The sequence below is a fragment of the Cupriavidus sp. Met-2 genome (genome assembly GCF_049843575.1).
GTDB lineage: Bacteria > Pseudomonadota > Gammaproteobacteria > Burkholderiales > Burkholderiaceae > Cupriavidus > Cupriavidus metallidurans.
In genome coordinates this window covers 14,476-35,647 of record NZ_JBBHZL010000008.1, presented here as the reverse complement: position 1 = coordinate 35,647, position 21,172 = coordinate 14,476, and the positions used below count along the sequence as shown (strand labels likewise).

18 protein-coding genes are annotated in these 21,172 nt (G+C 65.5%); 6 read left to right on the top strand and 12 right to left on the bottom strand.

The window, feature by feature from the left end; all coding sequences use genetic code 11:
• Positions 1-123 precede the first annotated feature (123 nt).
• Positions 124-3,717 carry an indolepyruvate ferredoxin oxidoreductase family protein gene (locus WD006_RS17685; RefSeq protein WP_011517831.1) on the bottom strand — a complete coding sequence of 1,198 codons (3,594 nt, stop codon included), beginning with the start codon at positions 3,715-3,717 and terminating at the stop codon, positions 124-126.
• Positions 3,718-4,024: 307 nt separating this feature from the next.
• Between WD006_RS17685 and WD006_RS17680 the strand changes: the two genes are divergently transcribed.
• Positions 4,025-5,323 (top strand): NYN domain-containing protein, encoded by a 1,299-nt coding sequence (locus WD006_RS17680; protein ID WP_011517830.1) that lies wholly within the window; start codon positions 4,025-4,027, stop codon positions 5,321-5,323.
• A 134-nt stretch (positions 5,324-5,457) separates the two neighbouring features.
• Here the strand turns inward: WD006_RS17680 and gspF are convergent, their stop codons facing one another.
• From gspF to gspG, 11 genes are all read right to left on the bottom strand, one after another.
• Positions 5,458-6,675, bottom strand: coding sequence for a type II secretion system inner membrane protein GspF (gene gspF, locus WD006_RS17675; RefSeq protein WP_011517829.1), 1,218 nt, complete (start codon positions 6,673-6,675; stop codon positions 5,458-5,460).
• 20 nt (positions 6,676-6,695) lie between these two features.
• Positions 6,696-8,171, bottom strand: a complete 1,476-nt coding sequence (gspE, locus tag WD006_RS17670) for a type II secretion system ATPase GspE (protein ID WP_029306883.1) — start codon at positions 8,169-8,171, stop codon at positions 6,696-6,698.
• Between the two features lie 80 nt (positions 8,172-8,251).
• Entirely contained in the window at positions 8,252-10,600 is a 2,349-nt protein-coding gene (gene gspD, locus WD006_RS17665; protein ID WP_035822516.1) for a type II secretion system secretin GspD, read from the bottom strand.
• 34 nt (positions 10,601-10,634) lie between these two features.
• On the bottom strand, positions 10,635-11,441 hold the full coding sequence (locus WD006_RS17660) for a type II secretion system protein N (RefSeq protein WP_011517826.1): 807 nt from the start codon (positions 11,439-11,441) through the stop codon (positions 10,635-10,637).
• A complete protein-coding gene (locus WD006_RS17655; RefSeq protein ID WP_141192902.1) occupies positions 11,441-11,995 on the bottom strand; it encodes a type II secretion system protein M in 555 nt (184 codons plus the stop codon). Before WD006_RS17655 ends, WD006_RS17660 begins: the two co-directional genes overlap by 1 nt.
• Before the next feature lie 8 nt (positions 11,996-12,003).
• Positions 12,004-13,533: a type II secretion system protein GspL gene (gene gspL / locus WD006_RS17650; RefSeq protein WP_011517824.1), complete on the bottom strand. Its 1,530-nt coding sequence runs from the start codon at positions 13,531-13,533 to the stop codon at positions 12,004-12,006.
• 231 nt (positions 13,534-13,764) lie between these two features.
• The gene (gene gspK, locus WD006_RS17645) at positions 13,765-14,748 is read right to left on the bottom strand and encodes a type II secretion system minor pseudopilin GspK (protein ID WP_029306884.1); all 984 of its coding nucleotides are present in this window, start codon (positions 14,746-14,748) and stop codon (positions 13,765-13,767) included.
• A gap of 29 nt (positions 14,749-14,777) precedes the next feature.
• Positions 14,778-15,470 carry a PulJ/GspJ family protein gene (locus WD006_RS17640; protein ID WP_035832205.1) on the bottom strand — a complete coding sequence of 231 codons (693 nt, stop codon included), beginning with the start codon at positions 15,468-15,470 and terminating at the stop codon, positions 14,778-14,780.
• Positions 15,460-15,864 carry a type II secretion system minor pseudopilin GspI gene (gspI, locus tag WD006_RS17635; RefSeq protein WP_011517821.1) on the bottom strand — a complete coding sequence of 135 codons (405 nt, stop codon included), beginning with the start codon at positions 15,862-15,864 and terminating at the stop codon, positions 15,460-15,462. Before gspI ends, WD006_RS17640 begins: the two co-directional genes overlap by 11 nt.
• On the bottom strand, positions 15,861-16,385 hold the full coding sequence (locus WD006_RS17630; protein ID WP_011517820.1) for a prepilin-type N-terminal cleavage/methylation domain-containing protein: 525 nt from the start codon (positions 16,383-16,385) through the stop codon (positions 15,861-15,863). The genes gspI and WD006_RS17630 overlap by 4 nt, the downstream gene beginning before the upstream one ends.
• Before the next feature lie 16 nt (positions 16,386-16,401).
• Complete coding sequence (gene gspG / locus WD006_RS17625; RefSeq protein ID WP_011517819.1) at positions 16,402-16,866, bottom strand: type II secretion system major pseudopilin GspG; 465 nt, start codon at positions 16,864-16,866, stop codon at positions 16,402-16,404.
• Positions 16,867-17,059: 193 nt separating this feature from the next.
• On the opposite strand from gspG, the gene WD006_RS17620 reads away from it, so the two are divergent.
• From WD006_RS17620 to WD006_RS17600, 5 genes are all read left to right on the top strand, one after another.
• Positions 17,060-17,512, top strand: coding sequence for an RrF2 family transcriptional regulator (locus WD006_RS17620; protein ID WP_024569529.1), 453 nt, complete (start codon positions 17,060-17,062; stop codon positions 17,510-17,512).
• Between the two features lie 93 nt (positions 17,513-17,605).
• The gene (locus WD006_RS17615; RefSeq protein WP_029306887.1) at positions 17,606-18,826 is read left to right on the top strand and encodes a globin domain-containing protein; all 1,221 of its coding nucleotides are present in this window, start codon (positions 17,606-17,608) and stop codon (positions 18,824-18,826) included.
• Between the two features lie 170 nt (positions 18,827-18,996).
• The gene (locus WD006_RS17610) at positions 18,997-19,611 is read left to right on the top strand and encodes a general secretion pathway protein (RefSeq protein WP_011517817.1); all 615 of its coding nucleotides are present in this window, start codon (positions 18,997-18,999) and stop codon (positions 19,609-19,611) included.
• Between the two features lie 175 nt (positions 19,612-19,786).
• On the top strand, positions 19,787-20,386 hold the full coding sequence (locus WD006_RS17605) for an EF-hand domain-containing protein (protein ID WP_029306889.1): 600 nt from the start codon (positions 19,787-19,789) through the stop codon (positions 20,384-20,386).
• A gap of 228 nt (positions 20,387-20,614) precedes the next feature.
• Positions 20,615-21,109 carry an Lrp/AsnC family transcriptional regulator gene (locus tag WD006_RS17600; protein ID WP_008647119.1) on the top strand — a complete coding sequence of 165 codons (495 nt, stop codon included), beginning with the start codon at positions 20,615-20,617 and terminating at the stop codon, positions 21,107-21,109.
• The last annotated feature ends 63 nt before the right edge of the window (positions 21,110-21,172 follow it).

Here is a 21,172-nt window from a genome sequence, read left to right as displayed (position 1 = left end):
GGAATGCCGGGAGTGTGTCGGCCTGCCAGTGTAGCGCCGGCCAGGCTATGACACGCCAAGACGCGCCCAGATGCAAAAACGGCGCGGGATTCACTCCCGCGCCGCCGTTCTGCTCCGCCGCAATCAGGCTGCCTGCTGCCCCGCCTGCGGATTGCGGAACTGGGCGAGCAGCTTTTCCCACCGACCGCGTGCCGCCTTGAGGTTGTTTTCCTTCACATGACCGAACCCGCGAATATCGTCGGGCACGTTCGCCAGCGCCACCGCCGTATCGTGGTTGGCCGCGCTCAGACCCTTCGACAGCTCGTCGAGCAGCGAACGATACTCGCCGATCAGCGCGCGTTCCGTGCGACGCTCTTCGGTCTTGCCGAAGATGTCGAGCGGTCCGCCGCGCAGGCCCTTGAGCTTGGCCAACATACGGAACAGCGTCATGGTCGACGGGCCGAAGCGGCGCTTGACCAGATGACCCTTGTCATCGCGCTTGGCCGTGGTCGGCGGCGCGAGCCAGAAGTTCAGCTGATAGTCACGGCCCGGCTCGCCTTCGAACTGCGCACGCAGCTTGTCCAGGAAGATGGGGTCGGTGTACAGGCGCGCCACTTCGTACTCGTCCTTGTACGCCATCAGCTTGGCCAGGTTGCGTGCCGCGGCTTCCGTCAGCGGCAGCGGCTTGCCTGCGCCCACCAGCGCGCTTTCCGCCGCGCGCACGCGATTCACCGCGTCGCGATACTGCTCGGCGTAGGCCGCGTTCTGGTACTTCGTCAGCAGGTCGACGCGATTGGTGATCAGCTTCTCCAGCAGCGCGCCCGACGACGTCGGCAGCTTCACCACATCCGCGCCTTCCGTCTGCGTCTTGAGCTTGCCGGTAAGCGACAGCACGTGATCGGGGTCGTGCGCCATGTGGCGGCCCCAGTCGAATGCGGCCTTGTTCTTGTCGACCGAGACACCGTTCAGTTCGATCGCACGCACGAGCGCTTCGAGCGACAGCGGAATCCAGCCCTTCTGCCACGCGTAGCCCAGCACCAGCGGGTTCGTGTAGATCGCGTCACCAAGCAGCGCCACGGCCAGCGCGCTGGCATTGATGAAGTCGCAGGCCTCGCCGACCGCATTGCGGATGTCCTGCTCGGCGGACAGGCCCGGGAACTGCCACTTCGGGTCCTTGATGAACGCGGCGGTCGGGGTTTGTGCCGTGTTGACCACGGCACGCGTGCGGCCCGTCTGCGTCTTCGAGATGACCTCATCGGTGGCCGACACGATGGCGTCGCAACCGATCACGAGATCGGCCTCGCCCATCGCGATGCGCGTGGCGTGCAGGTCATCCGGCTTGGCCGCGATCTGCACATGCGACAGCACGGCGCCACCTTTCTGCGCCAGGCCGGCCATGTCGAGCACCGTCACACCCTTGTTCTCCAGGTGCGCCGCCATGCCGAGCAGGCCGCCGATCGTCACCACGCCGGTACCGCCCACGCCGGTCACGAGGATGCCGTACGAACGGCGCATCGTCGGCAGCACGGGTTCGGGCAGCGCGGGCAGTCCTCCCATCGACATGCCAGTGGCCTGAGGCTTGCGCACCTGCGCGCCTTCGGCCGTGACAAAGCTCGGGCAGAAGCCGTTCACGCACGAGAAGTCCTTGTTGCACGACGACTGGTTGATCTGGCGCTTGGTGCCGAGTTCGGTCTCCAGCGGTTCCACGGAGAGGCAGTTCGACTTGACCGAGCAGTCGCCGCAGCCTTCGCACACGGCGTCGTTGATGAACGCGCGGCGTGCCGGATCAGGGAACGTGCCGCGCTTGCGGCGGCGACGCTTCTCCGTGGCGCAGGTCTGGTCGTAGATCAGGATCGTGCAGCCAGGCACCTCGCGCAGTTCGCGCTGGATGTTGTCGAGTTCCTCGCGTGGATGCACGGTCAGACCCTCGGGCAGCTTGATCGCGCTGTTGTACTTCTCGGGCTGGTCCGTGACGATGACGATCTTCCTCGCACCCTCGGCGGCCACCTGGAAAGCGATGTCCTGCACCGAAAGCTGACCGTCGACGGGCTGGCCGCCGGTCATTGCCACCGCGTCGTTGTAGAGGATCTTGTAGGTGATGTTCACACCGGCCGAGATCGACGCGCGGATCGCCAGCAGGCCGGAGTGGAAGTACGTGCCGTCGCCCAGATTGGCGAACACGTGGTTATCGCCGGCAAACGGCGCCTGGCCGATCCACGCCACGCCTTCGCCGCCCATCTGGCTGAACGTGCTGGTATTGCGGTCCATCCAGACCGTCATGTAGTGGCAGCCGATGCCGGCCAGCGCGCGCGAACCCTCGGGCACGTTGGTCGACGTGTTGTGCGGACAGCCCGAGCAGAACCACGGCTTGCGCTCGGCGGTGACGCGCGGCGTGGCCAGCGCTTTTTCCTTCGCCTGGATCAGGGCCAGGCGCGCCTCGATGCGCGCGCGGATGTCGCTCGGCAGGTCGAACTTCTCGAGCCGCGTGGCGATGGCCTTGGCGATGATCGCCGGGGACAGCTCGTAGTGCGCCGGCAGCAGCCAGTTGTTCTGCGGGATCGACCATTCGCCACCCGCGTTGTCCTTCTCGTCGAACTTGCCGTAGACCTTGGGACGCACGTCGTCGCGCCAGTTGTACAGCTCTTCCTTGAGCGCGTACTCCATGATCTGGCGCTTTTCTTCGACGACCAGGATTTCATGCAGACCCTCGGCGAACGCACGCGCGCCATGCGCTTCGAGCGGCCACACGCAGCCCACCTTGTAGAGCCGGATGCCGATGCGGGCGCAGGTCTCGTCGTCCAGCCCCAGGTCGGACAGTGCCTGGCGCGTGTCGAGATAGGCCTTGCCAGCGGTCATGATGCCGAAGCGCGCGTGCGGCGAATCGATCTCGATGCGGTCGATCTTGTTGGCGCGCACATAGGCCAGCCCCGCGTACCACTTGTAGTCGAGCAGGCGGGCTTCCTGTTCCAGCGGCGGGTCCGGCCAGCGGATATTCAGGCCGCCCTGGGGCAGCGCGAAGTCATCGGGCAGAACGATCCGCACGCGGTGCGGGTCGAGTTCAACCGATGCCGAAGATTCCACCACATCGGTCACGCACTTCATGGCCACCCACAGACCCGAGTAGCGGCTCATCGCCCAGCCATGCAGGCCGTAGTCCAGGTACTCCTGCACATTCGACGGGTAGAGCACGGGCAGGCCGCAGGCCTTGAAGATGTGTTCCGACTGGTGCGCCAGCGTGGAGGACTTGGCCGAGTGATCGTCACCGGCCAGCACCAGTACGCCGCCGTGCCTGCTGGAGCCGGCCGAGTTGGCGTGCTTGAAGACGTCGCCGGTGCGGTCGACACCCGGACCCTTGCCGTACCACATGCCGAACACGCCATCGAACTTGGCGTCCGGATACATGTTGACCTGCTGCGATCCCCAGACGGAGGTGGCGGCAAGGTCTTCGTTCAGGCCGGCCTGGAACACGACGTTGTGCGCCGCAAGGTGCTTCTTGGCTTTCCAGAGTGACTGGTCGAGCGCGCCGAGCGGCGAGCCGCGGTAGCCGGAGATGAAGCCTGCGGTATTCAGGCCGGAGGCGCGGTCGCGTTCCTGTTGCAGCATCGGAAGACGTACCAGTGCCTGCGTGCCGCTGATGTAGATGCGGCCGCGTTCCAGCGTGTACTTGTCTTCGAGGGAAACGTTTTCGAGCGCGCGACGGATGGCGTCGCTGACCGGAGGGGTCAGTGGGGCATTCATTTGTGCTCCTCTAGGGGCATGCTGTCGGGATCACCGACACATCAGTTGTGGGCAGCCGTTCGCAGTCTCTTTTGGAGCCATTGGACGACCGTGTCTCTGCGCGGCATGGTAGCACCGGCGTGCAGGCCGCGGTACCGTGCGATGCAGCATAAATCGCGCCCGGGACCCCCGTGATTTCCCGTATACGCATACGCCACACGTGTACACTGCGGTGCATCCAAACGGCGCACGCGCGAGCCACGATGTAGACCGCGCGCCACCACGGCGTATCCTGTCGTGGTGCAACCCGCCCCATCCAACTCCGACCATGACCAATACTCCTCGCCAGGGCGCGACCCTGGCCGTGCTGATCGATGCCGACAACGCGGCGCCTGCCATCGTCGAAGGCCTGCTGGCCGAAGTGGCCAAGTACGGCGTTGCCGCCGTCAAGCGTATCTACGGCGACTGGACGCGTCCTAACCTGTCGGGCTGGAAGGACCGCCTGCTGGCGCACTCGATCCAGCCGATCCAGCAGTTCCGCTACACCGTGGGCAAGAACGCCACCGACAGCGCGATGATCATCGACGCGATGGACCTGCTCTACACGGGCCGCTTCGACGGGTTCTGCATCGTCTCCAGCGATAGCGATTTCACGCGCCTGGCATCGCGCATCCGCGAACAGGGCCTGACCGTCTACGGTTTCGGCGAACGCAAGACGCCGAAGCCGTTCGTGACCGCGTGCGACAAGTTCATCTACTCCGATGTGCTGCGCGCGGACGCCGATTCGGATTCCGACTCCGAGACCGGGAGCGCGCCGGCACGCAAGCGCACGACCCAGGAACTGCGCCAGGATTCGCGTCTGGTGCGGCTGCTGCAGAGCGCGTCGCAAGCCGTGTCCGACGAGGATGGCTGGTCCACGCTCGGTGGCATCGGCAACTACATCGCCAAGCAGGCCCCGGAATTCGATTCGCGTAACTATGGCTACGGCAAGCTTTCGGAGCTGGTGACGGCGACGAACCTGTTCGAGGTGGAAACGCGCAATGGCGGCAATAACAAGACCCTCTGGGTGCGGCTGAAGAAGCGCAACAAGGGTGAGGGTGGTGGGCAGCCGCAGCCGGCGCAACCGCAGCAGCAACAGCAGCCGCAGCAGCAGGGGCAGTCGTCCCAGCCGTCCCAGTCGCAGCAGCCATCGCAGCAAGCCCAGCCACAGCAGCAGCGTCCGGCCCCGGCACCCGCACGACCCGTGCAGCCCGCGCCCGAACCCGTGGCAGTCATACCGGCAACCGAGCCCGCTCGGGTGACGGAAGAGGAAGACGACGACGCAGCCGGTTCCGCCTCAACGCTGATTCAGGAGGCCGTGGAGGTCTCCACCGAGAGGCCGAAGGCGGGCGGCAAGCGCGGCAAGCGTCCCGATGTCACGCTGAGCGATACCCCGTGGCCGATCGACCAGTCGGTGTTCTCGGCGCCCGGCGCGACCGTGCTGTCGGCACAGGTAGACGTGCCCGAGGAGACGAAGGCGGCAGCGCCTGCGGAGGAAGCCAAGAAGCCGGCGAAGAAGAAGCCTGCGGCAAAGAAGGCCGCACCGCGCAAGCGGGCGCCGGCGAAGAAGGCGGCTGCAGCGGAGTAAGCGCCGTCGTGGTCTGACGTCGCTGTCCTCTCCTGCAGGCGGGAGAGGACGAGAACCTCGTGCAGATTCAACGCAATCGGTTTGTTCCTCTCTCCCTTGCGCGGGAGAGAGTCAGCGCCTCAACAACTGACGCGCTATCTGACCAGCTGATTGATCTCGATGATCGGCATTAGCACGGCCAGCACGATCATCAGCACCACCACACCCATCGTCAGAATCAGCAGTGGCTCAAGCAGGCTGGTCAGGAACAGCGTACGGCGCTCCAGTTCCTGGCCTTCGCCGGTGGCTGCGCGGTCGAGCATCGTCGGCAGGTTGCCGGTGGCCTCGCCGGACCGGATCAGGTGCACCAACACCGGAGGAAACTGGTTCTGGGCAGCCAGCGCGCGCGCCAGCGATGCGCCTTCGCGCACGCGCGTGGTGGCGTCTTCGACGTTGGCCTTGAGCGCCTGATTGGTCAGTGTTTCTCCGGCGGCTTGCAGGCTGCGCAGGATCGGCACGCCGGCCGATACGAGAATCGACAGCGTGCTGGCGAAGCGCGCCGTGTTGTACCCGCGAATCAGCTTGCCGACCAGCGGCGCGGTCAGTAGCCAGCGGTGCCATGCCAGACGAACGTCGGGCTGCTTCAGCAGGCTGCGAATGATTGCCACGACCGCGGCGATGACACCCAGCGCGGCCCACCACCAGTTGCGCACGAAATCTGACAGCGCCAGCATGATCACGGTCAGCGTGGGCAGCTTCTGCTTGGTGTTGGCAAACACGCTGACCACCTGCGGCACCACATACGACAGCAGGAAGATCACGATCGCGAACGCCACCACCGTGACGATGGCTGGGTACGTGAACGCGAGCCGGATCTTCGACGTCAGCGTGTTGCGCGTCTCGATGTAGGTGGCCAACCGTTCGAGCACCATGCCGAGATGGCCCGAATGCTCGCCGGCAGAAACCAGCGCACGGTAGATGTCCGGAAAATCCTTGGGGTGCTGGGCCAGCGCCACGGAGAGCGAGCTGCCGCCCATGACTTCGGCGCGGATGCCCGCAAGGAGCTCATGCACGTACTGGCGTTCGGCTTGATCGGCAAGCGCGCCCAGGGCTTCGTCGAGCGGCAGGCCCGACACGATCAGGCTGGCGAGCTGGCGCGTGAACAGCGCCTGCTCCTGCGTCGACAGCCGGCGCACGAACGCGCTGCTGCCGCTGCGCTTGGCCAGCCCAGCGCCGGCTAGCGGGTCAACGATGATCGGCGTCAGTCCGCGTGCGCGAAGTTGCGCGCGCGCCTGCTTTGGGCTGTCGGCCTCGATGACGCCGCGATCTGCACGGCCGGCGGCGTCGGCGGCTTCATAGCGATAGGCGGGCATACTGCGCGGGCTCCTTCGCTCTAGTCGCGCGACACGCGCAGCACTTCTTCAAGCGAAGTGGCGCCGCTGTCGATCCAGCGCTGCGCATCACCGCGCATCGTGTGCATGCCCTTGGCCAGCGCCCGTTGCTTGATCTCGGACTCGGGCTGCTGGCGGTGGATCATCGTCTGGATTTCGGCATCGACAGTCAGCAGTTCATACACACCCATACGGCCTTGATAGCCGGAATTTCCGCACTTGTCGCAACCAACCGGGTGCCATACGCGCTGCAGTGGCTTGCCGTCGGCAAGAAGCGTCTCGGATTCGCCCGGTGTGACTTCGATGACTTCCTCGCGCTTGCAGTGCGGGCAGAGACGGCGCACCAGCCGCTGCGCCAGCACGCCGATCAGCGACGAGGAAAGCAGGAACGGCTCGATGCCCATGTCGACCAGCCGAGTTACGGCTGAGGCTGAATCGTTGGTGTGCAGCGTGGCCAGCACGAGGTGGCCGGTCAGCGAAGCCTGCACCGCGATCTGCGCGGTTTCGAGGTCGCGGATTTCGCCGATCATGACCACGTCCGGGTCCTGACGCAGAATCGCGCGCAGGGCCTTCGCGAAGGTCATGTCGATGCGCGCGTTGACCTGCGTCTGTCCGATGCCGTCGAGATCGTATTCGATCGGGTCCTCGACGGTCATGATGTTGGTCGTATGGGAGTCCAGCCGCGATAGCGCCGCGTACAACGTCGTGGTCTTGCCCGAGCCCGTGGGTCCGGTCACCAGCACGATGCCGTGTGGCTGGCGAATCAGATCATCGAAGCTGCCCAGCGTCGAGCGCGCCATGCCGAGCTTGGCCAGATCGAGACGGCCCGCTTCCTTGTCGAGCAGACGCAGCACCGCGCGCTCGCCGTGTCCGGTCGGCAGCGTGGATACGCGCACGTCCACCGGCCGTCCGCCCACGCGTAGCGTGATGCGGCCATCCTGCGGCAACCGTTTCTCGGCAATGTCGAGCTGCGCCATGATCTTGATCCGCGAGATCAGGGCACCATGCAGCGCCTTCTTCGGACGCACCACGTCGCGCAGCGTGCCATCCACACGGAAACGCACGACCGATGCCGATTCGAACGGCTCGATGTGGATATCGGAAGCCTGCTCGCGCGCGGCCTGCGTCAGCAGCGCATTGATCATGCGGATGATTGGCGCATCGTCCTCGGACTCGAGCAGGTCTTCCACGGCCGGGATGTCCTGCATCAGGCGCGACAGATCGACTTCGCCTTCCACCTCGCCCACCACCTGCGCGGCGGTGCCGTCCTGGCGGTTATAGGCGTCGGACATCGCCGCCTCGAGTTCGGCCTGTTCCAGCACGCGCAGATGCAACGCGCCGTGCACGCGCGCCACCTCGGCCAGCGCGGCCGGAGAGGTCTTGCGGCTGACCCAGACTTCGAGTCCGTCGGGGCGTTGGTGCGCGATCAGCAGCGGTGCTTCGCGCGAGAACGTGTACGAGACCAGCCGCGCCGCCATCGGCGACGGGGCTTCGAGTGGCGTTTCTGTCGCGGCGGGTGCCGTCACTGGCGTATCGGTTGCCATGATGATGTTCGACCTTACGCGCCCTGGCCGGAAGTGGTCTGCGAGAGCGGCCGCTGTACCGGCTGCGGCACGGTCTGTGGCGCGGGTGCGGACGTGGACGGTTGTCCCGGCGCAAGGGGCACCGGGCCGGGCACCGGACCGTTGTAGCGCGGGTCGACGAACGGCGCGGTCGGCGCATCGGCCGGCGGCAGCACGGGTGTGTTCAGCTCGCGGACCACCATGTTCGGCGAGACGAAGTTCTGCTGCTGGCCGCGGATGAAGTCGTAGCGATCCTGCGTCAGACGATCCGTGGCGGTGGTGGTGCGCATCACGTAGGGGCGCAGGAACACCAGCAGATTGGTCTTCGAGCGGGTCTTGTTCTCGTAGCGGAACAACGAGCCGAGGTAGGGGATGTCTCCGAGCAGCGGCACTTTCTGGACGTTGTCGCCGTAGTTGTCCTCGATCAGGCCGCCCAGCACGATGATCTGGCCATCGTCCACGAGCACATTGGTTTCGATCGATCGCACGTTCGTGGTGGGGCCCTGCGGGTTGGTGAGCGTGCCGGGCGCCACTTGCGAAGACTCCTGGTAGATCTGCATCTTGACCAAGCCGCCTTCGGAAATCTGTGGGCGCACGCGCAGCGTGATGCCGACATCCTTGCGGTCGAACGTCTGGAACGGCGTCACCGAGGTCGAACTGCCAGTCTGTGCGTACGATCCCGTGGTGATCGGAATGTTCTGGCCGATGAGGATCTTCGCTTCCTCGTTCTCGAGTGTGATCAGGTTCGGCGTGGACAGCAGGTTCACGCTGGTGTTCTGTCCCAGCGCGTGGAGCAGCGCGCCCAGGCCGATGGCCTTGTTGATCACCCCAAGATTCAGGCCGCCCACATCGGGCACGAGGCCACTGATGGCCGCCAGGCCGGCGGTCTTGTTCTGGTTGTAGAGCGCGGCCGCCGCAGTCAGGTTGATGATGTTCTGGCCGCCGGTACCGAAGTTGGTCCCCGCGAAGCCGACGGTGTTGCCGCCCGAATTGATCAGCCCTTGCCACTGGATGCCAAGCTGGCTGTCCAGCGTGCCGCTGACCTCCACGATCATCGATTCGATGTAGACCTGCGCGCGCCGCGCGTCGAGGTCGTCGATCACGCCGCGCAGATTGCGGTACACCGGCTCGCTGGCGGTAATGATCAGCGAGTTCGTCGACGGGTCGGCCTGGACGATGCCGCCCGTGGTTGGCTGCTGGTTGACCGCGAACGATGCGGAGAACGCGTTGCTGCCGCCGCTGCCGAAGCCGCCGCCGGAGCCGCTGCGGTTGTAGTTGCCGGTATTGCCGCCGGTGTACTGGCCGCCTTGCGGCAATGAGGTGGATTGCATTGCGGCGCCGCCCGTCGCGCCGCCGCCGGGTTGCGTCGAGCTGGAGAAACTGCTGTCTGCCGCAACGATGGCCCGCAGCGTGGCCGCGAGCTTCACGGCGTCGGCATTCCTGAGCGGCACCACCCAGATGTTGCCAGGGCGCGCGAACGGCTGGTCGATCTTCTCGATGAGCTGGCGTGCCTGCTGCACGCGTGCGCGGCTGGAGGCGCGGATCATCAGCGAGTTGCTGCGCGGTTCCGCCACGACGGTCGTGCGCAGGCTCGCGTCGCCAGCGCCGGCTCCACCTGCGGCGGCGGTCGGGTCGAGCAGTTTCTGCAGGACCACTGCTGCATCGCTGGCGATCGCGTTCTTGAGCGGAATCAGCTCCACTTCGCCGGACGCGGGCGCATCCACCGCGGCGATGATCCGTGCCAGACGGCGCAGATTGTCCGCGTAGTCGGTGATGACCAGCGTGTTGTTGGCCGGGTAAGCGGTGATCGTGTTGTTCGGCGCGATCATCGGCCGCAGCACTGGCACCAGGTTGTTGGCCGATTCGTAGTTCAGGCGGAAGACCTGCGTCACCACCTGGTCGCCGCGATTGCTGCTGGGACCGACAACCGTGGGCGAGCCCTGCAGTTTGGCATCGGCTTCGGGTACGACCTTGGTGAAGCCGTTGGACTGGACCATCGCGTAACCCTGCATCCGCAGCACGGAACCGAGCGTTTCCAGCGCCTGCGCGCGCGAGACCGGCTGCTCCGTGACCAGATTCACGGTGCCCTTCACGCGCGGATCGATCACGAAGTTCTTGCCGGTGGCCTGACCGACCGCCTTCACCACCGACTCCAGATCGGCGTTGACGAAGTTCAGCACCACCTGGTCGCGATTGCTGCGCGAGCCGATGTCGTTCGGTTGCGGTGGCTGCTGGGATGGCTGGGCCCAGAGCGGGGCGGGCGCCAGCAGCGACAGGCCGCACAGCAGGACGACGGCGCGGGCGCAGGCGGTACGAAAGACGGGTTGGTTGGCTCGGGTTTTCATCATCGATTCAAGGCGGGCTGCCGAGGACGGGTCCTCAGTAGCGCAGCCTGGTCACATTGTTCTCATGTCGTCCCAGCAGGCTCATCAGGCCTGCCAGCTGGGTGGCCGCTTCGGGGTCGGTACGTGCCGTGCCATCGAAGCGCGCCTGCCGGCCGATCGTGCCGCTGCCCTCCAGGTACAGCGGCCCGGCCGTGGTTTTCAGTTGCAGCGTGCCGTCCGCGCCGGTCAGCTCGACCTCGGCGCGGTAGCTGCCCAACGGGCGCAACCGGCTTACTGCGGCGGACATCTGCTCGAGTTGCATCGACAGGTGCCCGTACTTCTGGTTGCCGGCGAACTTGCCTTGCAGCGCCGACCAGTCGATACGCATCATGCCGTCGGGGCGCAGCGTATTGAAAGGCGCACCGACGCCCTCTAGCAGTGACGCCGGCAGGCGGATGCTGCCCGGCGTCACGGTCCAGCCCGACGGCGTGACGGCTACCGTCGTCGGCGTGCTCATCGCCTCGCTGTGCGAGACGGTCACGCGGGCCGTGCCCGTGAGCAATGGCCAGAACGCCACGTCCCAGGTCAGCCGCCCCGGCAGTACCGTGGCGGTCTGGCTGCCCGTGCCCGCTGACAGCGCCAGCGTGGCGCTGCCGTGCCATATCGTGCCTGCCGCGTCGGCCAGCAGCACCCGGCGTTGCGTCTCGCCGGCGATGCGTTCGGCCAGCCACGTGGCCGGCATCGATACCAGTACGGTGACGCCGACAGTGGCGATGCAAAGCAACGTCCAGCGCACGCGCCGCCAGCCGCGCGACGCGCGGATGCGCTGTCGCGGGAGACGCAGGGCTTCGAGCCGCGCCATCACCGGCCGCCGGTGCCGGGGCCCTGCAGCGTCGCGGTCATGTTGACCAACGCCGTGGCGCCCACATAGCTGATACGTGTATCAGTGACCTTCAGTCGTTGCTGTAGCCGCACGTCCTGCAGCCAACCGGCCACGGACCCGAACGGCACCTTGTCCAACTGAATCTGGACGGCGTTGTCGCCGGTCGTCATCAGGCGCGTGGCCTTCAGGCCGTGCTGCACCAGGCTGTCCTGCAGCGCCTGGGTCAGCGCGTCGCCACGCAGTGACGGGGCGCGATTGGCCGACAGGCCGCGTGCTTCCTGCGCCAATGTTTCCATCTCGGCCAGATCCGCACGCAGCACCGGCAGGTTGCGCATCAGCCGCGCTCCCTCGACGGAGGCCGGCTCCCACAGCAGCAGGTAGCCAAAGACCAGCACAAGCACCACCGCGCCACCGCCGAGGATGGCCTGTTCGCGCGGATTGCGTGCGGTCCAGAATACGTCGACCTGCTCGCGCCACCGATCGGGGACGCGCGGCTTGAAGCGGGCGAGGCGCGTGGCCATGTTGGTTGACATGCCTGATCTCATGATGCCGTCCCGCCTTCCGCCTTCACGGTCCAGTGCGAACCGGTCGGCGCCGGGGCGCCCCCGCTGCGGCTCGCCGCATCGGGCGGGCTTCTGTCTTCATCCATCTGCAGACCGGCCTGGCGCACGGCGTTCTGCAGTGCGGAGGTGTTGGTGCCGGGCTTGAGCGTCACGTAGAGCGTCGCGGCGCGGTATTCGAGCTGGAGCAGCGCATCGGGCGGCAGATCGCGCGCGGCGCGCGCAAAGCCGTCGGCGAGCGGCAGGAAATCGTTGGGTGTGCTGCGACCGCTGGCCGTGCGCAATTGCTCCACCTGGCGGCGCATCAGCAGAATGGGCTCGGCTACCGGCGGCACGTTCGGAAATGCTGTGTGCAGCAGATCGACCTGAGCCGCCTCCAGACGCTTGGCTTCCTTGCGAAGCGTCAGCCATTGCACGTTCATGCCGACGATCTGCACGAGCAGGAGCGCGACGACCAGCAGGGCCGGCCAGCGCCATGCGCGCACGTTCCAGCGGTCCATGCGCCCTTGGGCGAATTCGAACTGCGCCAGATCGAGCTGCGGCTGCTGCAGGCATTCCTCGATACCAGCCAGCCAGATGCGCCAGGTCTCGGAGGCACGCGATGCGTGCATCGGCGGACGCTTGCCTTGTAGCGCCGGTACTGGCGCGTTCGCCAGGGCCGCGTTGTCGCCATGCCATTGACCGGCCGGCGCCAGGAGCTGCCATGTCGACAGCGCACGGTCATCGAGCAGCAGACCGTAGCCCTCGTACGGGCCGGTGCGCACAGTCAATTGCCACAGGCGCGACAGTTCGCCCGGCGCAGGTGCCGCGGTGTCGAGCAACAGCGCTGATTGCGCGAGTGTGGAGGTGGCGGCTTCCACGACCAGCGTGGCGGGTTGTTCCGGACTGGTATCGACCGTGCCCACTTCCGTTGGCGCCGACTGCGCAGCGGCGCGGGCCGGAGATACGGGACCATCCGCGGTGGCCAGCGCCGGTTCCGGCTCTGGCGCCGGTTCGGGGGCCGTGACTGGGGCCGCGAGCGGCAGGCAAAGCTGGGCGGCCACCACATGGCGGCGGCGATGCTTGTGTTCTGCGAACTGGTCGAGCGCTGCGCGCATCCAGGCGCGGTCGGTCACCATCAGCAAGCGGCGGCGCGGGCCACGTGCTGAACCGGCGCCATCGAATGCCGGCCCCAGGGCGATATGGCATGGCGCGGCGTCGGTGGCCAGCACGTCCTCCACGAGGTTCGGTAGCGCGAGGCGCATCCGTACTGGCGGCAGAGGCGGGACCATGGCCGCCGTCAGCAGGACATCGCTGGCGGCCACGATCAGCACCAGGCGGTCTGCCGGCGGCATCTCGGACGGCACGGCGTGGCCTTCGCGCAACAGCTCGGGTGCCTGTTCGGCCGCCTGGCGGCGATTCTTATCCCCTACGGGCGTGCGTACCAGCGCAAATGGCATGGCGCCGAACTGCCACGGTTGCGGCTGATCGTGCGGCCGATGCGGCAGGCGGACGTAGAGGGTGGTACTCAAAATTTCCCTGTAATCAGTGGAAAAGTCGCGCGGGAGTTGCCCGACAGGGGCGTCCGGGCGACGCAAATCGTTGCGGGGGATAGCCTGGAATAGCGGCAGACAGCCGCCCAGGTTCGGCGCAGCAGCATACCTTGCCTGTGTGACTAACTCGCGTCAATAGCGTCCCATCCCAATTTGCAGGCGGCAGAATCTAACGCTGTCGCAGGACAAAACCTGATGCGCGTCGGCCAGTTAGTTCGACGGGGGCATGGCATCGGCATCGCGCGACCAGACGACGCGGGTCGTATTGCCGCTGCCCTGCACATTCTGGCGCTCGACCAGCGATACCTTGAGGCGGCGCGCCCGATCGTGCCGCACCAGACCGTAGATCAGGAAGTAGCGCGAGCTCACGTCGAGCGTGTTGGCCGTGATCACCGCCTTTGGTGCAATCGTCTGCAACTGTGTCGTGATGTCGCCAGTGTTGTTGAAATAGGCGCGGTCGCGCTGGCGGACAAGCTCGCGCGCGCGGTCCAGCGGCAGCTTGTCGATCACGGCGGCCAGCACCTCCGCGTCCGCGGTATTGGCGTTGACCGTGGTGCGTTCGGGCAGCACCGTCACGAACGGTTCGAGCGTGTCGATCATCTCCGGGGTGAAGCCCGGAATCGCCAGCAGGCTTTGCACGCTGTCTGGCGGCCTCGGCACGGGTTGCCCGTCGCCCGATCCACCCTTGGCTGCGCGCAGGACATATTGCGCAGTGCTCTCCGCCAGCGCAGCGTTCATGCCGAGCGTTTGAAGCAGGCGTCCGAATGCCTGCATCGATGCGGGGTCGATCGAGATCGTGAGACCGGATTCGCCGGACGTCGACTGATAGAGGTTGGTCAGGTTGAAACGTGCCTGGGCATCCAGGATGCGTCCGGAGAGGAACGACGTTTCTCCGGCCTGATCGGTGCGAAGCCCGGCGCCGAGAAAATCGGACAGGCGTGTTTCGGCCACCGGGACCGACCACGGCTCGCCGAGGTAGTCGACGTTCGAGCGGCGCTGGTCGTCGCGCAGAATCAGGCGTGCCCAGTCCACCGCGGCGCGCTCGATCCACTGGGCCTGCGCCATCAGCCGTTGATTCTCGATCGAGCGGATCTGCACCTGCTGGCGCCAGAGCATGCCGGAGACCACCACCACGGCCAGCGTCACGATCAGCAGCGCCGTGACGACAGCGGCGCCACGCTGGCGGGATCGCATGAAGGAGGGAGGGGGGTGATGGCGCACGGTCACAGTCCCGTCGTGCAGATCTTCTGGAACTGGCGGGGTACGTCGCCGTCGCCCATGCGGGCCAGGACCGTCAGTTCGACTGCACGGATCGCCACGGTCTTCGCCACAAGATCGAGGCCAGGCTGCGCATCGCTGGCGCCGACTGCCGCCGCGGCGCTGCCTTGCTGCAGCGCGGCCCGAATGCGCCCGGTGTCCGTCAGCCAACCGGACGGCTCCACCCAGACCCGTGCGGAAAGCTGCTCGGCGTTGGGCAGCAGCGGACGCAGCTGGACACCTGTCGTGGCGGCCGTCTGACGCATCGACTGAATGGCGTTCTGTACCTCGTTGCGCGACATCGCCGGGCGGCTTGCCGCGCGGACGACCGTGTTGCCGTCCAGGCGATAGGACACGACCTGCCAGGCCGGCGGCGAGCCGGCATCGCGTCGATCGCGCACCATCAGTATCTGATTCTGGGCGAGTTCCACCGGGCTGGCCTGCAGCAGCGCAGGCAGGGTCAGGTGCTCGCAGTCGGACTGGAATTGGCCATAGAGCACCTTGAGCGTATCGAGCCGCTTGTCGTGATCGACCAGACGTTCACGGGTGCGCGTCATCGAATCGAGCGCGCGCCATCCGATCACGGCCATCACGGCCAGCAGCGTGATCGCCACCAGCATCTCGAGCAGCGTGAAGCCGCGGCCGCGGTCAGAGGACATTGCGCGTTTCATTCGGAACCAGCGTGACGAGCCAGGCCAGCCGCACGGACTTGTTGGTGGCCGAAGGGAAGACGGAGATCTCGACGCGCCGGAAGGAGGGATTCGGCGTGCTCGTGACGGACTCCTCGCACCAGAGCGTGGCGCCGCCCTGCGGGCAGTCATAGCCACGCGTGCCGGGCTCGGGCCAGGTCTTCGAAAGTCGCAATGTGGCGAGGTGGTTCTCGGCGCTGAACTCAGCCAGCATGCGCTGCTGGAGCGATATGCTCGACTCGGTCATCGAACCCATCGCCCGCATGGCGGCGGTCAGGGCCACTGCGAGGATCGTCAGCGCGACCAGTACCTCGATCAGCGTGAAGCCTTCGCGGCGATGTTGAAGAAGGCGAGGCGCGCTCATTGCAGGACCGTGGCCACGTAGCGGCCGCTGCCATCGCCGGTCACATCGACGCGAATGGCGCCGCTCGTGAGGATCAGGCGCTGCGGTTCGTCGATCAGCTCGCGCCCAAAGACCAGTCGAACCGGGCCGGTACCCAGGCGGCGCCCGCCTTCGGCAATGACGGCGCCGTCCAGGCGTACCCGCCATTGACCAGGCGCGAAGATATCGGTCCGCATCGGCACCCAGCCCTGCGGCGTGGATTCGAGAAAGCGCCAGCCCCCGGCATCACCCTCCCAGGCGATTGGGCGGGCGCCAAGCTGGGCGTCTTCCTGGGCGAGTTCGAAGAGGCGGGCGATGCGCTGGCCGTCGTCGAGCACGCGCCCGCGTTCGTTGGGCGAAGCATTGACGGCCACCAGCGAGATAACAATGCCGGCGATCACCATGACCACCAGCAGTTCGAGCAGGGTGAAGCCGGGGACCCGGCGGCACGTCCGGCGACAAGGAGCGAATGCGGTCAGGCCGCGTGGTGTCGCCGGGCGCATGGATCAGAAAGGGCGCTTATTCCCAGTTGCCGATGTCGGCGTCGTTGCCGGTGCCGCCGGGCTGGCCATCGGCACCGAAGCTGAACACGTCGATCTCACCGCGTACGCCGGGGTTCAGGTACTGGTACGGGTGACCCCACGGGTCCTTCGGCAGCTTTTCCAGGTAACCACCACCCTTCCAGTTGTTGGGAACGGGCTCGATGGTCGGCTTGGTCACCAGCGCCGCCAGACCCTGTTCGGTGGTCGGGTAGCGGCCGTTGTCGAGACGGTAAAGCTTCAGCGCCTGCATGACCGACGAGATGTCCTGACGCGCCGCGACGATGCGTGCCTCATCGGGGCGGCTCATGATTTTCGGCACCACCAGGGCCGCGAGCACCCCCAGGATCACGATCACCACCATGATTTCGATCAGGGTGAAGCCGCGCGCGCGGCGGCGTTGGCTGGGGAGTCGGGTGTCGGGCTGGCTGGCGAATCTGCGCATCGTGAATAGTGCCTTGGACTTGTATGTCGGGAGAGAGCCGCGCCGAGGCAAGCAGCACGGCGGATATGATCGGAAAGTATAACCGCCGCCGCATGACTGTTTAATGTGCTGAGGCAGATCCGGCTGTGCCTAATGCTGCATTGCATCAAAAATCTTGCATTGGCGATGCACGTTATCTATGATTCCAGTCACGATGCAACTGACCCGATTCTCCGACTACGCGCTGCGCCTGCTGATGTATGTATCACGCGGCGACGGCAGCCGGCCAATCACGATTGCCGAGGTTGGCCAGCAATTCGATATCTCGCATAACCACCTCGTAAAGGTGGCTGCGCGGTTGTCGAAGCTCGGCTGGATTTCGGCAACGCGCGGGCGCCACGGCGGTCTGCAACTCGGCCCGGGAGCGGAGAAACTGTCCGTTGGCGCGATCCTGCGCGAGCTCGAAGGCCGCAAGGCCATCATCGACTGCGCCGATCCGCCATGTGCCTTGAATGGCAATTGCCGTTTGAAACGGGCACTCGATGACGCCGAAGAGGCGTTCTATCGCGCGCTGGATGGTGTGACCCTGGCCGATGTGTCAGGTAGCCGCACGGCCGAATCGATCATCAGCCTGCATCGAGATTTCCTGAGCCGGCACGTGGCATAAGGATTCGGGGGGCCACCCCGACCCATGTCGTCTGCCGGCTTTATTGTGTGCAAAAACATGCATTTTACATGCATGATTCAAGGAGTTTTGCTGATGTTGTCCGCTGCTTCCCGCCCCTATATCGATGCCAGCGTCCCCGTGCTGCGTGAGCACGGTCTTGCGATCACGACACATTTCTACCGAGAGATGTTCGCGGCGCGCCCCGAACTGAAGCGCATTTTCAACATGGGCAATCAGGCCAATGGCTCGCAGCAGCAATCGCTGGCCTCGGCAGTGTTCGCCTATGCGGCCAACATCGATCGTGCCGACGTGCTTGCGCCCGTGGTCGAGCGCATCGTCCACAAGCACGTGGCGGTCGGATTGACGCCGGCTCACTATCCGATCGTCGGCAAGTATCTGCTGGAAGCCATTGCCGCCGTGCTGGGCGACGCCGCCACGCCGCCGCTGCTGGCCGCCTGGGACGAAGCCTACTGGCTGCTGGCCGGCGAACTGATTGCCGCAGAGGCCCGACTCTATGAACGCCATGGCGTGGCGGCAGGTGAGCTTCTGCGCGTGCGCGTGGTGAACCGCGAGCAGGAGGGGGATCAGGTGGTGGCGTTGACGCTGGCCGCCGAAGACGGCTCGCCGCTGCGTGACTTCGCGCCGGGTCAGTACATCAGCGTCGAGGCATCGTTCGCCGACGGACGCCGTCAACTGCGCCAGTATTCGCTTTCGGGCGAGCGCGGCCTCCCGACGTGGCGTATCTCGGTGAAGCGCGAAGATGGCGCAAGCGACGCGCCGGCGGGTACGGTATCGAACTGGCTGCATGAGAACGCCCAGGTCGGCACGACGCTGCACGTGAGCACCCCTTGGGGCGATTTCGCGCCCGAGCTCGATAGCCGCCAGCCGATCGTGCTGATGTCGGCAGGCATCGGCGTGACGCCGATGGTCTCGGTGTTGCGCACGCTCGCACACGAAAATCCGCATCGACCGGTGCTGTTCGCCCATGCCGCCCGTCATGGTCGTCAGCACGCGCATCGTCGCGACCTGGCATGGGCGCGCGAGCGGATGCCCAATCTGCGTACCCATGTCAGCTATGAAACGCCGCAGTCGGTGGATGCCTCGGGGCGCGACTACGACCACGCCGGCACGATGCCGGTCGAGGCCCTGCTCAAGTCTGGTGACAACGCCGCTTTCAATGACGCCCGCTTCTATCTGTGTGGCCCGCTTGGCTTCATGCAGGAACAGCGTCGCGCGTTGATCGCCTCGGGCGTTCCAGTCGGACATATTCATCGCGAAGTGTTCGGGCCGGACCTGCTCGACGACATCCTTTGATCGCCGTCGCATTCTTCGAATCTGCCTGCTGATATTGCGTCAGTTGGCAGACGACAGGTGACATGTGGGTCTGGTACGCTAGGCGGTCTCCCTATTCGAGCCGCCCGGCGTATCGATCTGTGTCAACCCTGCTTCGGCCTGCCCTCCGTTTCGACCCGTCCGCCGCCTGGATGCCTCGCCTGGCTGGCCTGGCGCTGTTTGTCGCGCTGTGCGCGCTGGTGACCCATTGGGTCCTGGTATTCAGTGCGATGCGGACGATCCCCGTACCAACTTCCGCGCGTATCGCCCAGACCGAGCCAGTCGAGACCGGAGCAGTGGCGACGCTATTCGGCGGCAGCGCTCAGTCAGGCGTTCGCGATGTGCAACTGATCGGCGTCGTGGCGGATCTGGATGGCGTAGGCCCTGCGGCGGCAATTCTGTCGCTCGACGGCGGGCCGCCCAAGGCCGTGCGCGTCGGCGCATCGCTGTCTGCGCAGATTCGTTTGACGGAAATCCACGGCCGCAACATCGTGATCGAACGCAACGGCGTGCGTCAGGAGATTGCATTGCCGGTGCAGAACACGCCGACAGCGGGTCGGCCGGGCAACCTTGGCGCGGCGCCGCCGGCCGGTGCCGGTGCACCGCTATCGACACCGATGCCGGCCCCGGCCGCCCCGCCGCCGGTGGTCAACGCGCCGGCCCAGCCACAGGAGTTCACCGCATCCCCGGCGCAGCCGGTGCCACCGCCGCCTCAACATGCGCCTGCGCAAGGCCCGGTTGGCGAGAGCCTGGGCGCGAAGGACTAAGCTTGTCGGATGCCCCCACGTTTCAGAATATTGCGCAGTGTTTGAGTATCTTGCGTCTGTTTACGGCACTCGTCTGTTCTGTGAGCCCCGTAACATCGTATTAAAAGCGCCAAACTTGCGTGGTTGTCTGGGTTCTAATCCGTACATGCCCAACGTGATGAAAAGGAGCACAGACATGCAACGCAATCACAAGACGCACGCACTCAAGCAGTTCATCGCGGCTTCCGCCGTATTCCTGGTCGCCGGTGGCGCCTTTGCCCAGACCGCAGCACCTGCGCCGTCCGACGGCCCGCAAGGCATGCCCATGCACCGCATGGGTGGCCCCGGCGAGCATCGCGGCGGAGACTGGCTGATGAAGCTGGCCGATACGGACAAGGACGGCGCGATCTCGAAGGCTGAGTTTGATGCGCTGTTCAACAAGATCGATACGAACCACGACGGCAAGCTCGACAAGTCCGAACTGGCGGCCTTTCACAAGGCAATGTGGGAGCAGCGTCGGGCCGAGATGAAGGCTGATTTCGAGGCCAAGTTCAAAGCCGCTGACAAGAACAACGACGGTGCGCTGACCCGCGACGAGTTCAAGGCAGCCTTCCCGCGCATGGCAAACCGCTTCGATCGGATCGATGCCAATCACGATGGCAAGGTGACGATGGCTGAGATCGAAGCCAGCATGCAGAAGATGCACAAGGAACGTATGGACCGGATGGAGCGCCACGGCCCTGGCGGTCCGGGTGCCGCGCCGGCGCCTGCAGCGCCTTCGAGCGGCGGCAACTAAGCCGACTTTCACCGGCAGATGAGCGCGACCTTCGGGTCGCGTTTTTTTTTCGTGGACGGGACTCACGAAAGATCATGGCACCATCCTTGCCTGTGCAATCCAGTGCATTTCATCGGCGTATTTGGCCCGTGATAGCGGGTATCGCATCAAAAAAATTGCGCATTTGTGCACGACTTGCTAAATTTGCGCAAAAAAATTGCCGACAAACATATTGCGGAGCAACAAAACGTGAGCAAGGTGGAGCTGGACAAGATCGACCGAAAGATCCTGGAAGTCCTGCAGACCAATGGAAGGCTGACGAACCTGGAAGTGGCGGAGCGCGTGAATCTGTCGCCAAGCCCTTGTCTGCGTCGCATCCGTCGTCTGGAGGAGATTGGCGTCATTCGCCAGTATGCAGCGCTGCTGGAGCCCAACAAGATCGGGCTGGGCCTGCTCGCCTATATCAACGTCAGGCTGGAGAAGCAGGGGGGCACCCCGAAAGGCAAGGCGCCGCTAGACCTCTTCCGGGCGGCCATCCAGACGTGGCCCGAAGTTGCGGCTTGCCACGCCATGACCGGCGAGATGGACCTGCTGCTCAAGGTGTATGTCGAGGACATGGAACACTTTGCCCGCTTCATGCAGGAGCAACTGCTTGCGCATCCTTCCGTGATCGATGTGCGTTCGAGCTTCGCACTCGAATCGATCAAGGACACCACGGCGCTGCCAGTAGCTGGCAACGCCTGATCGGCTGGCTGAACGCCATACCAAAGCAAACGGCGCACCGCGAGGGTGCGCCGTTTGCTTTTC